This is a genomic window from Parvularcula bermudensis HTCC2503 (genome assembly GCF_000152825.2).
Taxonomy (GTDB): domain Bacteria; phylum Pseudomonadota; class Alphaproteobacteria; order Caulobacterales; family Parvularculaceae; genus Parvularcula; species Parvularcula bermudensis.
In genome coordinates this window covers 1,915,208-1,929,513 of the sequence record NC_014414.1, presented here as the reverse complement: position 1 = coordinate 1,929,513, position 14,306 = coordinate 1,915,208, and the positions used below count along the sequence as shown (strand labels likewise).

Genomic DNA, 14,306 nt, shown 5'->3' with positions numbered 1-14,306 from the left:
AAAGGAATTGCCCATGACCACCGCCCCGCTGAACGCCCCGCCTCGTACCCTCGATGCGCTGGTCGAGATTATGGCTCGGCTACGCGACCCCGAGACGGGGTGCCCGTGGGATGTGACCCAGACCCATCGGTCGATTGCCCGTTACGCTCTCGAAGAAGCCTATGAAGTGGTCGATGCCATTGAACGGGACGATGATCGCGACCTGTGTGAAGAGCTGGGCGACCTCCTGTTACAGGTCGTCTTTCACGCCCAAATGGCCAAGGAGCGCGGCGCCTTCACGCTCGAAGATGTGCTCGACAGTATCTCGACCAAGATGATCCGCCGTCATCCCCATGTTTTCGGCGCCGCGGCGCAGCGCTCCGCCGAGGGCCAGGCCACCGCGTGGGAGGATCATAAAGCGGCGGAACGGGCAGCGAAGGGCAAGGACGCGAGTGTCCTGGACGACGTGCCCCTCACCCTCCCCGCGCTGACAAGAGCGGAGAAATATTGCAAGCGGGCGGCCCGTTTAGGGTTCAACTGGCCGACCCCCGACGCCGTCCTTGAGAAGTTGCACGAGGAAATTGCAGAGGTCGAGGAGGCCCTCGCCACCGGCGACGAGGCGGCCATCGCTGATGAAATCGGCGACGTCCTCTTTACCGTCACCACTTTAACCCAACATCTGGGGCTGCATGCTGAAGACATTCTGCGCGGCGGCAATCAGAAATTCGCGCGCCGGTTCGGCCATATTGAACGGCAGGTTCAGCGGAGCGGCCGGGGGTGGGACGACCACCGGCTCGAAGAGCTCGAGGCCTATTGGCAGGACGCAAAACGAGTGGAACGGGAGACAATGAATGGCGGATAAGCAATTTGGCAGCGACGGGTTCACGGCAGAGCATTTGCCTGATTTGACGGGCAAAACCTTTGCCATTACCGGCGCCAATTCCGGTATCGGGCTTGAGGCGGCACGCTATCTTGGCGGTCGCAATGCCACCGTTCTGATGCTCTGCCGTAACGCGAGTAAGGCGGAAAGTGCCAGGAACGCGCTGCGCCAGTCGGCGCCGGGCGGGAAATACGAGACGATCTCCCTCGACCTGGCCGATTTTTCGACCCTGTCCCCCGCCACCGATGCCATCAGACAAGCCACCGACCGCCTCGATGGGCTGATCCTCAATGCGGGGGTGATGATGCTGCCACGGCGGCAGATTACCAAGGACGGGTTTGAGATGCAGTATCAGGTCAATGTCCTGTCGCATTTCGCCCTCGCCGCCGCCCTGGCCGATCTCGTCGAAACGGCAAGCGGGCGGTTCGTGTGGCTGTCGAGCATCGCGCACCATTATGCCAAGCACCCAAAGCTCACCGATCTTGGCTATGCGGCGGGCTACTCCCCGACATCGTCCTACGCTAAATCGAAGCTAGCCGATCTGATGCTTGGTCTGGAGCTACATCGTCGGTTGAGTGCGGCGGGAAAATCCGCCGGCAGCTATATCGCCCATCCGGGGTATTCCGATACCAATCTGCAAAGCGCCGGTCCCGGCGCGATCTTAGGCACGCTCATCAAACCATTTACGATGATATTTTCTCAGCCCGCTGAGAAAGGTGCTTTGCCGACGGTACTAGCCGCCGCCTATCCAAAGGCACAACCCGGCGTCCTCTACGGCCCCACTGGCTTTCAAGAGATGAAAGGTCCGGTTGGCGAAGCCGCGATCAAACCGTGGGCAAAGGATCCGCAGGTCGCCAAGCAATTATGGTCGGTCTGCGAAGAGGCCACAGGTCGGGAATGGTCAATGGCCTAGTGCCATTTCAGCGAAGTGCTTACCGATTCGCACGGCGGAAATACGGTTAACCAAGACCCTGGAGACGTTCCGCAACGTCCATCGCATTGAAACGGCTCTCACGGACCGTCGGCAGACCGTCACGACCCCAAAGATAAAGGACGCTCTCCTTCTCGCGCCCATCTCCATAAACAAAAAAACACCCGGCATCGCTGCCGGGTGTTTCGTTTCGTCAGTAAGCGATGGATTAGAACTTCGTCCGGATCCCGCCATAGAGGAAGCGACCGATCGTGTCGTAGGTCCGCACATCGGTGTTGTCGTTGAACCCATCGACCGAGAGGGGCGGTTGCTCGTCGAGCAGATTGTCGATCCCCATATAAAGGATGGTTTCGACCTGCTCGATGGGCATCAGATATTCCGCATACACATCCCAGTAGGTGACCGCTTCGATGCGGCGATGGAACTTGCCGACATCGACCGGAGACGCCGCCAGGCTGCTCCGCTCGCCAACGCAAGTGAGCCCTGCATTGACGCCCGGCGTGATAACAAAACCGCCATCATTGACGCATGAGCCGAAGAGATCTTCGCCGAACTCTTCGACGCTGTCGATGAACCGCCCGGTGATCGAGCCGGTGAACCCGCCCACCGTATAGGCCAGTTCGGAATTGAGGCGCAGCTTGGCAAAGTGCCCCTCATTGTCGTCACGGAAATAACCGGCATGGGGAACGACCGTTCCATTGGCCTGGGTCAGGTCAAAGGTATCGGTATAGGTCCCTTGCAGGCGGGCCGTGATCTCGCCCGGACCGGCGGGAATGTCGACATATTCGATGAAGAAATCGACGCCTTGGGTTTCGATCTGCCCCACATTGGTGGTGCGGTTGTCGACCAGGATCGGCGCCCCGTCCGTCACTTCGCCGGGATTGTCGAGACGATCGATCAGCTCACAGAACTCACCCGTCGCGGCACATTCCTGCAGGATAACGCTGGCCCCGATGGTGGTGATGGCATCGGTGATCTCATAATCGTAATAGTCGAGACCAAGGGCCAGGCCGGGAATCTGTGACGGCGTGTAGACGGCACCGACCGTGAAGATATCCGCCTCTTCGGGTTGGAGATCCACGTTCCCGCCTTCGATTGTCCGCACCTGGCTCGACAATTGGTCGAAGCCGCCGGGGGGGACGCCATCGTCGATACAGAACTGGCTCGGGTTCGAGGCGCACGGGTCGGTCGTGGACGGGAAGGAGAACTCAGCTCCCCCGAACAGATCCTCGATCTGCGGTGCCCGGAAAGCGGTGTTGACCGACCCGCGCAGCAGGACATCCGAAACCGGACGATAGGTCAGACCCACCTTGTAATTGGTGGTGTCACCGAAGGTGTCATAATCCGACCACCGGATCCCCGCCTCGACGGTCAACTCATCAGCAAGTGGACGATCCGCGAGGATCGGCACGCGGACCTCTCCGAAGAACTCATCAAGCTCATAGCCGCCGACGGTCGCCTGGGACGGTGTCCCGGTTGCCGCCCCACCAAGGGCCGCCACCTGGCTGTCCGGCGTGAACGTCCCCTCTTCGGACCGGTGAACATAACCGACCGCGATGCCGACATCCCCAGCAGGCAGGGTAAAGATCGATGGATTGACCAGGTCCAAGGCGAAGATTTCGCTGGTCGCTTCGGTCGATTCGTTCTGGGTGATCGCGATGTAATCGATCATCTCAGGGGTGATCGAGTTCTCGCCGAAGACATCGAGGGGCACACAGGTCTGATCGTCCGCGTCCGTAAAGTCACCGTCGCTGTCGGTATCGCAACGGAGCACCCCGTCGCCGTCCATCGCCGTCGGCCCCACCGCCAAGGCGGTCTTGTTCAGGTCGATGATCGGGAAGAAGGACGAAGTCCGATCGACATCACCGTAAGAGTAAGAGAACTCCCACGACCAATCGCGCGGCAGCTCACCCCGGGCGCCGAGCACCGTACGGAAGGTCTTGACCTGGACGTCATCCGTCCGGCCACCGGTTTCCACAATCCGGCGGCGCCAGTCACTGATCTCCTGACCGAAGGGGTTATACCCGTTATCCGCCGAATAAGGCGCATCGAATCCAAAGAAGGCGAGCGGCGCGAGGGGTACCTCAGCGAGCTGTTGCTGGCTTTGCCGGTCGACATAGCTGACTTCGGTGAACAGCTCTGTATCGAGGAAGAAGGGACCGTCGGACAGGACGTCCACATCGTAGTTCGCGATAAAGGTCGCCGACCAGCGATCCAGCGGCTGGGCCTGATGGTTAATCGGCGCAAAATTGTAGGCGTCTTCCGCAAACTGGAAGCCTTGGTAGCCGAAGAACGGCCCACCGGAATAGTCCGGCCCAAGGGTCACCGACGGTTCCGGACCGCCGGTCACGAAATAGCGTCCCCAGGGCGGTGCGGAGGAACCGCCGGGAATAAGCTCACCAAGCTCGATATCGCGGGCTTGCTTGGAGAACTCGCGATCACCGGCGGAGACTTCGCCTTCTTCGGTGAGGCTGAAATTGATGACAAAGTTCCCTTTGTCGAAGGTATCGCCAAGGGTCAGCGAGACGCTGTCTTGTTCCGCATCCCCCTGTTCCGAAATCCCTTTTTGATAATCGAGGGCAATCCCCTCAAAATCACGGCGGAGGATGACATTGACAACCCCCGCGACCGCATCCGCCCCGTAAACCGTGGACGCGCCATCTTTCAGGACCTCGACCCGCTCGATCAGAGAGACCGGGATCGTATTGAGATCAACCTGACCTTCAAGGCCAGCGGAGCTGTCGGGAACGCGGCGACCGTTGATGAGGACGAGCGTCCGCTGGGAACCAAGGCCCCGCAACGACACCTCTTGGGACCCGGCCCCGCTATTGTTGATGGCGCGGGTTTCACCGGCGCCGGCCACGGACGGGATCTCCCGCAACAGGCGACCGATCGAAACGGCACCGGAGCGGTCGATCTGCTGTTCGCCGAAAACGGCGACGGGGCTTGGCCCCTCAAGATCTTCACGCGGAATTTTCGACCCCGTCACGACAACGACGTCGTTGGAGGCGCCAGCCGTTTCTTGGGCGGAGGCCATGGCCGGAATCGCGGTCATGAGCGCGGCAACCCCTGCACCGAGCAAGTGGAATTGTCTGTTCACTGTGACTTCCCTGATTATATCGTCGAAGAAAGCGGGATCTCCCGCCAAGGATGTACCGAGAATTTCCCCAGCCACCCGCATATCTAGGCCTTCCCACAGTGTAACTTTAACGTCAACGAAAGTTCACAAAACCGCAATACAAAAAACCTCATTAAACCAATTATTTGCAGACCATTGGACGGAAATGTCACTAAATGCCCCACAATCGAGCCGAAAATATTACAGTTTGGTGACGCCGACAGCGCTCGTTAAGCGGGTCTCCCTATCGGCGGCGGCACAAGCCAAGGCTGTCCTTCGCCCACGCTGCCGCGCCAAAATACCGAAGGTTGCAAATCAGGGGATGTGGGCCAGAGGGGGCGTGAGAGACGACGAGCAGGCGATGGAGGCTCCCCTCCTCGCGGCTAAACCGCGACCTCGTCAGTCATCGGAACGACCACGATACCAGGTTCGGTCTTCGGCGCGCGCCTCCTCTTCGAGGGCATGCATCGCGTCGTCGGAGAGGCCGAAATGATGGCCGATCTCATGGATGAGAACATGGGCGATGATGTCCTCGAGGGCGTCGTTCCCTTCGACCCAATAATTGAGGATCGGCTGCCGATAGAGAAAGACCATGTCATGAGCGGGAATGACATCGAAGCCGCTTTTTTGGGTTACGTCGATCCCCTGATAGAGACCGAGCAACTCCATCGGATCCTGAATGCCCAAATCTTCCAGGACGGCCAATTCAGCGACATTGGCAATACGGATCACCACATCGGCGCTCAGCTGCCTGAACGCCTTGGGGAGAGATTGATAGGTCTGTCGCGCAATCTCGGCAAACCCGTCCGGGCTCGTATCGATCATTTTAGGCACTCGCTGTAATCGGACCAATCCTCCGCCACGCCGACCGCCAGCATGGCCTCGGGTGCCCTATTCTCGGGCGTATAGGGGCGGCCGTCCTGTAGAAAGCGGACCGCCCCGCCCGCTTCCTCGACGAGCAGCGCACCGGCAGCGTGATCCCACGGATTCATCAAATATTGCAGGACAAAATCAATCTTGCCCCGCGCCGTATCGAGATAGGCGTAGGCGGAACAATGCCCCTGTCGCGTCGCTTGCGCCCGCTCGACCGCGCAGGTCAGTTTTTGCCGCAAAGGCGCCCGCACATAGCGGGAGGAATAATCCCCAACGGCCTCACTGAATTGCCGCTGCGGCCTGGCCGAGAGCGGCGCACCGTTAAGGCGTGCCCCCTCGCCCTTGATCGCGACGGCCATCGCATCCTCAATCGGCGCGAAAATAAAGCCAGCTTTGGTCACCCCCTCGTCGATAAGGGCCACCATCAGACCGAATTGCGGCTGGCCTTTGACGAAATTCGCGGTGCCGTCGACGGGGTCGACCAGCCAGACCGGCCCCGCGGTTTCAAGATGGCGCAGCCTGGCGGGGTCGGCCGCCACCGCCTCTTCTCCGATCACGGTCGACCCCGGCACCAAGGCTGCCAGCCGCGGCGTCAGCCACGCCTCCGCCTCGCGATCGGCCACGGTCACCAAATCGTTGGGCCCCGATTTCGTCTCGATGTCCGCCGCTGACAAGGACTGAAATCGCGGCAGCACAAAGTCGGCGCTGGCCTCTCGCAACAGGTGGTCGACGGTCTCAATCAGGCTCGGTGTCATGAACTCAATCTATAGCGAATGGGGCCGCTTGCGTCGGCAGATACCGGCACACCGCCCTTCGTGATCTCAATCTTCCCATCCTCAGACAGGCGGCGCCCGCTTTCGCGTCCCCTTTCCATGGGATCGCGCCAGTCTTGGTCGGAGAGCACGCGCGCGGCCTCTGACGGACAAATGCTTGCGCCTTGCCGCCTTGTTGACAACAGCGCGAGGATCGCCGCCTCCCCTGCTGCGTTTCTTTCATCCGCCATCGATGCGCCGCTCACCTGTCCCTCGTCATCGCCGAATGTCTCGCCTAGGGGGCACCGATGCAGTTCGCCAGTCCCCTCGAAGAAGTCGTTCTCCTGCGTCGATATAAGCGCTTCCTCGCCGATGTCCGATTTCCCGACGGCACGGAGATCACCGTGCATTGCCCCAATCCCGGCGCCATGATGGGCGTGGCACCGGCGGGGGCCAGGGCCTTTGTGAGCCGATCCCCCAACAAAACGCGAAAGCTGCCCTATACGCTTGAGCTGGTGGAGTGCCCGGTCCCAGGCCGCCCTCCCGACGAGGCGGCAACAACCCTCGTCGGCATCAACACCATGCACCCCAACACGCTGGCGGCCGAAACCTTGGCGATGGGGCTCCTGCCCGATCTTCCCCTTGAAGGGTGGGCGCGGGAGGTGCGCTACGGCCAGGAAAACTCCCGTATCGATTTTTTCCACAAAGGCGAGACGCAGGGGGCGATCTATCTTGAGGTAAAGAATTGCCACTTGCTCCGCCGCCCGGATGCGGTGGCGGAGTTCCCTGATTGCGTCACCGCCAGGGGGCTGAAACACTTACGGGAACTCATGGGCGTGATCGCCGCTGGACACCGAGCGGTCCTTTTGTTCGTCGTACAGCGGGCCGATGCGAAAGCGGTCTCGATCGCCGCCGATCTCGATCCGGCCTATGCCCGCGGCCTTCTCACCGCCGCCAATGCCGGGGTTGAGATCCTGGCCGTCCAGTGTCGCCTCACCCCCGAGGCGATCACCCCGACACGCCCCCTCCCCTTTTTCGCCCCAAGCGACTCGATGAATGGCTAGCGGACCGAAAAACGGCTAAGCTCGCTTAGGCAGGGAGGGAGCAGCCGAAAGGGGACCGCCATGCGCCTTATCGCCAGTCTCATTGGGGCGATCATCTTCTTGCTGGGGGTCATCTTGGCCTTCATGCCGATCCCCTTCGGCCTGATATTGATGGCGGTTGGGCTGTTCATTATGCTGTCCTCCAGCCTGTCGGTTCGTCACCTCGTCAAATGGCTGAGGCGTCGGAATGCGCGAATCGATCGTTGGCTCGACATGGCGGCGGCAAAATTGCCCCAGCGCTATGCGGATGTGCTGAACCGGACCCGCCCAGACTGCCCCGATGAGGAAACCGATGCCGACCTGATGCCGGCGGAACGGCGGACAGGTTCGGCGGCGGTGCGTCCCCCCCCTCAAGACCGACAGAAGGCCGCTCCCGCCATGCTGACCCGTGCCCCCACCTATCCCCGTGACCTGCCATCGCCGCCGCCCCCGGCTCGTCGCCCGCCGCAACGCTTATCCTGAGGCGTGGACATCGGTGTCGGCGGTGCCCGCCCCCAAAGCCCCTCCCGGCGCAGGATCCCCGGTCTTGGCGCTGATCGGTAAGCAAGCTATAGCCATCCTCCCCGACGTCGTTTCTTCCGAGAGCTGATGAGCAAAGCGCAAAAAGCCGATCTTTTCGACAGTGGTGACTATACCGCTAAGGATATCGAAGTCCTCGAAGGGCTTGAACCGGTTCGGAAGCGTCCGGGCATGTATATTGGCGGCACCGATGAGCGCGCCCTTCATCACCTTTTCGCCGAGGTGCTCGACAACTCGATGGACGAAGCTGTGGCCGGCCATGCGAGCCGGATTGAGGTCCATCTCGATGCGGAAGGAAAACTGACCGTCGCCGATAACGGCCGCGGCATTCCGATTGACAAACATCCGAAGTTCAAGACCAAATCCGCGTTAGAAGTCATCTTCACCACCCTCCATTCCGGCGGCAAGTTCTCCAACAAGGCCTATGCGACCAGCGGCGGCCTGCACGGCGTCGGCATATCGGTCGTCAATGCGTTATCGGACGATCTCGTGGTCGAGGTTGCGCGGAACCGTGACCTCTATCGCCAAACCTATGCAAAGGGACTGCCCACTTCCAAGTTGCGGAAGGTAGGCGCCGCCCCCAGTCGGCGCGGCACGACCGTTACATTTCATCCCGACCCGGAGATCTTCGGAAAGGGCGCGTCCTTCAAGCCGGCGCGCTTGTTCCGTATGGCCCGCTCCAAAGCCTATCTGTTCGGAGGGGTTGAGATCCGGTGGTCCTGCGACCCAAGCCTCCTCGCCGACGACGATCCCACCCCCCAAAAGGAAGTGTTGCATTTCGCGGGGGGGCTTAAGGACTATCTCACCCATGTTGTTGGTGAACGGCCGACTGTGACGGGAGAAGTCTTCGCCGGCAAAATCGAAAAAGAAGGCGGGCACGGCACCGTCGAATGGGCGATCGTGTGGGGTCGGGCCGGTTTCCAGACCCCAGCGGGACAAATGGCCGACGGCTTCACAAACTCCTACTGTAACACCGTCCCCACGCCTGAGGGCGGCACCCACGAGCAGGGGATGCGGGCCGCGCTGTCACGGGGTCTTAAGGCCTATGCCGAACTGGCCGGCCAAAAAAAGGCCGCCAATATCACCGCCGAAGATGTTCTGGGCACGGCCGGCGTTCTGCTGTCGGTGTTTGTCTCGAACCCCGAATTTCAGGGCCAGACGAAAGATAAGCTCGCCACCGCAGAAGCCCAAAAGCTGACCGAGGCGGCGATCCGTCCCGCCTTCGATCACTGGCTTGCCGGGCATAAGCAGCAGGCAGATCAGCTCCTTGAATGGGTGATCGATAGGGCCGAAGACCGGATCCGCCGCCGAAAGGAAAAAGAAGTTCAACGCGCCTCGGCGATGAAAAAATTGCGGCTCCCCGGAAAACTCGCCGATTGTACCGCGAAAGACCGGACGGGCACGGAGCTCTTCTTGGTGGAGGGCGATTCGGCAGGAGGTAGCGCCAAACAAGCGCGGCGCCGCGAAACCCAGGCGATCTTGCCCCTAAGGGGGAAAATCCTGAACGTTGCCTCCTCAACCAAGGATAAGATCACGCAGAACAAAGAAGTCACCGATATCGCCCTTGCCATGGGGGTAGGCCTGGGGAGCCGCTTTGAGCTTGATGATCTTCGCTATGACAAGATCGTCATTATGACGGATGCGGATGTCGACGGCGCCCATATCGCGGCACTGCTTATCACCTTTTTCCATATCTCCATGCCGGGCTTGATCCAGGCAGGTCGCCTCTACATGGCACAACCGCCTCTTTATCGCCTAAGTCAGGGGGGGAAGACCGTCTACGCCCTCGACGATGCGGACCGCGAGGCGAAGATCAAAGCGGAATTCAAATCCGGGTCAAAGGTGGATGTGGGCCGGTTCAAGGGGCTTGGCGAAATGAATGCGAAGGACCTCAAGGAAACGACCATGGACCCCGCCACACGGATTCTCGCCCGTGTCCGTCTAACCACTGACGAAATTGAGGATATCAACAATCTGGTCGATCGCTTGATGGGCCGGAATGCCGAACCGCGCTTTCGCTTCATTCAGGACAACGCCCAATTCGTCACCGACGATCTGGACCTCTGACGAAGCCTTCGACGTCTTAGCTTCGCCCTCATTCTTGCTCCCGCGGGGGAACGACCTCGCCATCACCGACCTTCGTATGGGGGATGATGCTGATCGTCCCATCAGATTCCAGCACCATCGCGGCCACGTCGGCCATTGAGCCAATGGAGCTGTCCCGGGTCGCCGATCGAAGCTCATCCCGGGTGACCCGCGCGCGCTGCATCGTCCGCTCCTGAAACGCGCCTTGATAAAACAAGAGTTCCGGCGCGGTGGTGACGATCTGGCGGAAGCGTGGCGACAGGACGGAGAGCTTTGTGATGCTCCACTGCAAGCCGACAAGCACAATCGTTGCCGCCAGTCCCTCGGCGATGGTCACGCTGGTGGACAACACGGTCGACGCAAAGATCGATCCCAGGGCGATGGTGATGACGAAGTCGAACTGGTTCAGTTTGGCGAGTGTCCGCGCGCCGGACAGGCGAAGAATTGCCACCACGCCGACAAAGGTGGCGAGACCGGACACCGCGACGCGCCCGAGTGACGCGGCACAGTCAAAGATGACGGGATCCATGGGCGTCCTCCTGCACAAGGCACAGCGCCAGCCCGGCTGACTTGTTCCCATCGTCCCGAAAAAGCGACCTCCGCACCGATACCCTTTGCCGTGATGGGCGCCGTCGCCTTCGGCATGTGAGTTTTCCCCGCCGGGGTTCGCGCCCCCCCAGACTCAGCTAAAGAAGAGGGATGTCTGCCACCCACCCTCATTCGATCGACCTTTCAGGCCATCGGCCAGACGCGCGACTGTCCCCGCGCATTCGTCGGCTGCCCGCGGTGGCGGTCAATCGCATCGCCGCCGGTGAAGTGATCGAGCGCCCCGCCGCCGCGGTGAAGGAGCTGGTGGAAAATGCCATCGATGCCGGGGCTCGCACCATCACCGTCCGCATTGACCAAGGCGGTAAGGCGCTGATCGATGTCGAGGACGATGGGTGCGGCATGGGCGCAGAGGATCTGATCCTCGCGCTGGAGCGCCATGCCACCTCAAAGCTCGCGGCCGACGAGACGGGATGCGTCGATCTCCTCGATATTGCGACCTTGGGCTTTCGGGGTGAAGCCTTGCCCTCCATCGGGGCCGTGGCTGAACTCGACATCGCCTCGCGATGCCATGGGGGGGATGGGATCAAAATCTCCTGCCGCGCCGGGGTCATCGACCCGCCCCGGCCCCATCCCTTTGTCGGCGTCGGCACAAAGGTCAGCGTCAAACGCCTGTTCTTTGCGACCCCCGCCCGTCTGAAATTCCTCAAGGCCGACAGCGCCGAAACCCGGGCCGTGTCCGAAACCCTCAAAGCCCTGGCCATGGCGCAGCCTGAGATAGGCTTTACCCTGATCGCCGACGGACGGCAGCGTTTCTCCTATCCGCCTGAGGGTGAGGGGCCGGAGGGCGCGCTGCGGCGACTTGGCCACATTATGGGCAAAGAGTTCGAGGATAATGCCCTTGCCATCGATATCGACCGGGAGGGGGCCCGTCTGCACGGCTTTGCCGGCGTCCCGACCCTCAACCGGGGGCAACCCGACCGCCAATATCTGTTCGTCAACGGACGGCCCGTCAAAGATCGGTTGATGGTGGGGGCGGTCCGCGGCGCCTATGCCGATTTCCTGGCACGGGATCGGCATCCCTTGCTGGCCCTCTATATCGACCTGCCGTTCCAGCAAGTTGACGTCAATGTGCACCCGGCGAAAACCGAAGTCCGGTTTCGGGACGCGGCGGCGATCAGGGGAATGATCGTCTCGGGCCTCCGTCATATGCTGGCGGCTGCTGGTCATCGTGCCTCCACCACCATAGCCGCCAGCGCCTTATCGCGGTTCGAGGGGGCGGAGGCGCCGCCTCCCCAAGGCCCCAACGCGCCGACCACCTTCGTCCATGGCGCCCATCGGGAGCGCCCGATCCTGCCGCCCCGTCAGGCTCCCCCCTTTGCCGCCGAGGGGACGACCTTGTTCAGAGGTGAAGCCCCAAGCGCCCAGACGATCGAGGATCCTTCGCAGGCGCATGAGGAAGAGGGCCCGTCCTTTCCGCTCGGCGTGCCACGGGCCCAACTGCATGAGACCTATGTTCTCGCCCAAACCACCGACGGGATCGTCATCGTCGATCAGCATGCGGCCCATGAGCGTCTGATTTACGAAGCCATGAAGTCCCGTCAGCGGGACCGGGGGATAGAACGACAAACGTTGCTCATCCCCGAAGTGGTCGACCTGCCACAGGAGGAAGCGGAACTCCTCATCGACAGGACCGAAGAGCTGGCAGCCCTCGGCCTTGTCGTCGAAGCCTTTGGCGGGACGGCGGTCCTTGTCCGAGAAGTGCCCTGTCTCTTCGGCGACGGCGATGTGGCGGGCCTGATCCGCGACATCGCCGCCGACCTTGTCACCCTTGATGGGTCGGCCGCGCTTGAGACCCGGCTGGGCGACATTGCGGGGAATATGGCGTGCCGGGGGGCCATCAAATCAGGACGCCGTCTGACCGCCGAGGAAATGAATCGCCTGTTGCGGGACATGGAGGCCGTCCCCCATTCGGGACAGTGCAATCACGGCCGCCCGACCTATGTGGAACTCAAGCTTGCCGATATCGAACGTTTGTTCGGTCGGCGCTGATAAGGCGTCGTTGTGGTGGTCCCCGATCTGATGGTCGTCGATGCGTGACGCTCTTCTTCTTCTCTTCCTCGGGGGCGCCCTCCTCACGGTGATCCGCTATCCCTATGCGGGTCTTCTCCTTTGGGCGTGGTTCGTTCTCGCCACCCCTCAACAGGCGGCCTATGCGGCGGATCAGTTGCCGCTCAATCTGTTGATTGCCGCGGGGACGATTTTCGCTTTTTTTCTCCATACGGAATACCGACGGTTCCAAGCGACGACGTTCTTGATCTTCGCGTTGCTCTTTATGGCATGGTTGTTTGTGGCCCAGACCTTCAGCCTCGCCCCCGGCGCTACAGCGGTGGCCCATGATCGTTTCTGGAAAATCATGCTGTTTGTCGTCCTGACCGCGATCGGCACCAGCGACAGGCTGCGGTTTCACGCCCTATTGTGGGTCTATCTGCTTGTCATGGCGCTCTATGCCGCCAAGGGCGCGGCCTTTGGCCTGCTTTATCCAAGCGAGATCTATTACGGTCTCGACGAGACGATCCTTTACGATAACAACCATATCGGCATCGCCCTGGCCGCGACCCTGCCGCTCTATTTCTATCTCGCCGCCCGGGCTCCCAACTCGATCCTGAAATGGGGTGCCGTGGGCGTTGCGGGGCTGTGCATCGGCGCCGTCCTCGCCACCCATTCAAGGGGGGCCTTCATCACGTTGGTGGTCGCGTTGATCGCCCTTTGGTGGCGCTCACGGTTCAAGATTTCCGGTGCCCTCGCCGGTGTGGGGGCGGCGCTGCTTGGCCTCGCTTTACTCCCCAGCGATTGGGTGGAGCGCATGGCCACCATCGCTGAAGCTGATGAGGATGCGAGCTTTCAGGGACGACTAGGCGCGTGGGAGGTCAATTGGCGCTTGGCCCTCGACAATCCCTTTACGGGGGCAGGGTTGCGTGCCGCCTATGAGGAGGATGTCGTCGCCCTGGTGTCGAACCGGCCCCCTTTGGCGGCCCATTCAATCTATTTCGAGGTCTTGGGCGGCACGGGCTTTATCGGCCTCTTCTTTTACCTCGGCATGATCCTGTTTGGGGTGTGGACGGCAAGACATCTCTGGCGACGTGCGGCCAAAGCCGGAAGACAGAACTGGCGAGCGGATTTCGCCAAATTTGCCGAAATCTCGCTCATTGCTTTTGCCGTGGGGGGGGCCAGCGTCTCCATGGAAATGTGGGAGGGCTATCTGATCGTGCTGATCCTCGTGGCGGCCCTGCCACGATTGGCCGAAGGCACCGCCACCGACGCACGCGGCAACACCGGATCCGCCCCGAGCGCGGCGCGTATCAAAGCGCGCGTGACAGCCGCGACGCTGGATCGATCGGAGAGGCAGCGCCCTTAGAGCCTATTCACGCGAAGGGGGAACGGAACCGGGCCGTTGTGAAGAAAAATCGACAGAACAAAGAGCTCAAGACGGTTCACGGCGCCGATTGATCGATAGGGC

General features: G+C 61.3%; 12 protein-coding genes. 7 read left to right on the top strand and 5 right to left on the bottom strand.

Features of this window, described 5'->3' with window-relative positions:
* The first annotated feature begins 13 nt into the window (after positions 1-13).
* Together mazG and PB2503_RS09105 are read left to right on the top strand one after the other, a co-directional pair.
* A complete protein-coding gene (mazG, locus tag PB2503_RS09110) occupies positions 14-841 on the top strand; it encodes a nucleoside triphosphate pyrophosphohydrolase (protein WP_013300958.1) in 828 nt (275 codons plus the stop codon).
* Positions 831-1,772, top strand: a complete 942-nt coding sequence (locus PB2503_RS09105; protein ID WP_013300957.1) for an SDR family NAD(P)-dependent oxidoreductase — start codon at positions 831-833, stop codon at positions 1,770-1,772. The genes mazG and PB2503_RS09105 overlap by 11 nt, the downstream gene beginning before the upstream one ends.
* 226 nt (positions 1,773-1,998) lie before the next feature.
* On the opposite strand, the gene PB2503_RS09100 is transcribed toward PB2503_RS09105, so the two are convergent.
* The 4 genes from PB2503_RS09100 to PB2503_RS15160 form a co-directional block, all read right to left on the bottom strand.
* Positions 1,999-4,890, bottom strand: coding sequence for a TonB-dependent receptor plug domain-containing protein (locus tag PB2503_RS09100; protein WP_158305839.1), 2,892 nt, complete (start codon positions 4,888-4,890; stop codon positions 1,999-2,001).
* 417 nt (positions 4,891-5,307) lie between these two features.
* Entirely contained in the window at positions 5,308-5,733 is a 426-nt protein-coding gene (locus PB2503_RS09095; RefSeq protein WP_013300955.1) for a metallopeptidase family protein, read from the bottom strand.
* Positions 5,730-6,536 (bottom strand): inositol monophosphatase family protein, encoded by an 807-nt coding sequence (locus tag PB2503_RS09090; RefSeq protein WP_013300954.1) that lies wholly within the window; start codon positions 6,534-6,536, stop codon positions 5,730-5,732. The genes PB2503_RS09095 and PB2503_RS09090 overlap by 4 nt, the downstream gene beginning before the upstream one ends.
* The gene (locus tag PB2503_RS15160; RefSeq protein ID WP_013300953.1) at positions 6,533-6,784 is read right to left on the bottom strand and encodes a DUF3253 domain-containing protein; all 252 of its coding nucleotides are present in this window, start codon (positions 6,782-6,784) and stop codon (positions 6,533-6,535) included. Before PB2503_RS15160 ends, PB2503_RS09090 begins: the two co-directional genes overlap by 4 nt.
* Before the next feature lie 57 nt (positions 6,785-6,841).
* On the opposite strand from PB2503_RS15160, the gene sfsA reads away from it, so the two are divergent.
* From sfsA to parE, 3 genes are all read left to right on the top strand, one after another.
* Positions 6,842-7,597 carry a DNA/RNA nuclease SfsA gene (sfsA, locus tag PB2503_RS09080; protein ID WP_013300952.1) on the top strand — a complete coding sequence of 252 codons (756 nt, stop codon included), beginning with the start codon at positions 6,842-6,844 and terminating at the stop codon, positions 7,595-7,597.
* A 60-nt stretch (positions 7,598-7,657) separates the two neighbouring features.
* A complete protein-coding gene (locus tag PB2503_RS09075; protein ID WP_013300951.1) occupies positions 7,658-8,098 on the top strand; it encodes a sugar fermentation stimulation protein in 441 nt (146 codons plus the stop codon).
* A gap of 126 nt (positions 8,099-8,224) precedes the next feature.
* On the top strand, positions 8,225-10,222 hold the full coding sequence (parE, locus tag PB2503_RS09070; RefSeq protein ID WP_013300950.1) for a DNA topoisomerase IV subunit B: 1,998 nt from the start codon (positions 8,225-8,227) through the stop codon (positions 10,220-10,222).
* Between the two features lie 28 nt (positions 10,223-10,250).
* Here parE and PB2503_RS09065 read toward each other — a convergent pair whose 3' ends face one another.
* On the bottom strand, positions 10,251-10,769 hold the full coding sequence (locus tag PB2503_RS09065) for a DUF421 domain-containing protein (protein ID WP_013300949.1): 519 nt from the start codon (positions 10,767-10,769) through the stop codon (positions 10,251-10,253).
* 170 nt (positions 10,770-10,939) lie between these two features.
* Here PB2503_RS09065 and mutL point away from each other — a divergent pair, with 170 nt between their 5' ends.
* Complete coding sequence (gene mutL, locus PB2503_RS09060) at positions 10,940-12,838, top strand: DNA mismatch repair endonuclease MutL (protein ID WP_013300948.1); 1,899 nt, start codon at positions 10,940-10,942, stop codon at positions 12,836-12,838.
* 40 nt (positions 12,839-12,878) lie between these two features.
* Positions 12,879-14,204, top strand: coding sequence for a putative O-glycosylation ligase, exosortase A system-associated (locus PB2503_RS09055; protein WP_013300947.1), 1,326 nt, complete (start codon positions 12,879-12,881; stop codon positions 14,202-14,204).
* The last annotated feature ends 102 nt before the right edge of the window (positions 14,205-14,306 follow it).

Coding starts and splice junctions, on each gene's coding strand:
- PB2503_RS09090 (WP_013300954.1), bottom strand. CDS start 6,536: ATGACACCGAGCCTGATTGAGACCGTCGACCACCTGTTGCGAGAGGCC.
- PB2503_RS09075 (WP_013300951.1), top strand. CDS start 7,658: ATGCGCCTTATCGCCAGTCTCATTGGGGCGATCATCTTCTTGCTGGGG.
- parE (WP_013300950.1), top strand. CDS start 8,225: ATGAGCAAAGCGCAAAAAGCCGATCTTTTCGACAGTGGTGACTATACC.
- mutL (WP_013300948.1), top strand. CDS start 10,940: ATGTCTGCCACCCACCCTCATTCGATCGACCTTTCAGGCCATCGGCCA.
- mazG (WP_013300958.1), top strand. CDS start 14: ATGACCACCGCCCCGCTGAACGCCCCGCCTCGTACCCTCGATGCGCTG.
- PB2503_RS15160 (WP_013300953.1), bottom strand. CDS start 6,784: ATGGCGGATGAAAGAAACGCAGCAGGGGAGGCGGCGATCCTCGCGCTG.
- PB2503_RS09065 (WP_013300949.1), bottom strand. CDS start 10,769: ATGGATCCCGTCATCTTTGACTGTGCCGCGTCACTCGGGCGCGTCGCG.
- PB2503_RS09105 (WP_013300957.1), top strand. CDS start 831: ATGGCGGATAAGCAATTTGGCAGCGACGGGTTCACGGCAGAGCATTTG.
- PB2503_RS09055 (WP_013300947.1), top strand. CDS start 12,879: ATGCGTGACGCTCTTCTTCTTCTCTTCCTCGGGGGCGCCCTCCTCACG.
- sfsA (WP_013300952.1), top strand. CDS start 6,842: ATGCAGTTCGCCAGTCCCCTCGAAGAAGTCGTTCTCCTGCGTCGATAT.
- PB2503_RS09095 (WP_013300955.1), bottom strand. CDS start 5,733: ATGATCGATACGAGCCCGGACGGGTTTGCCGAGATTGCGCGACAGACC.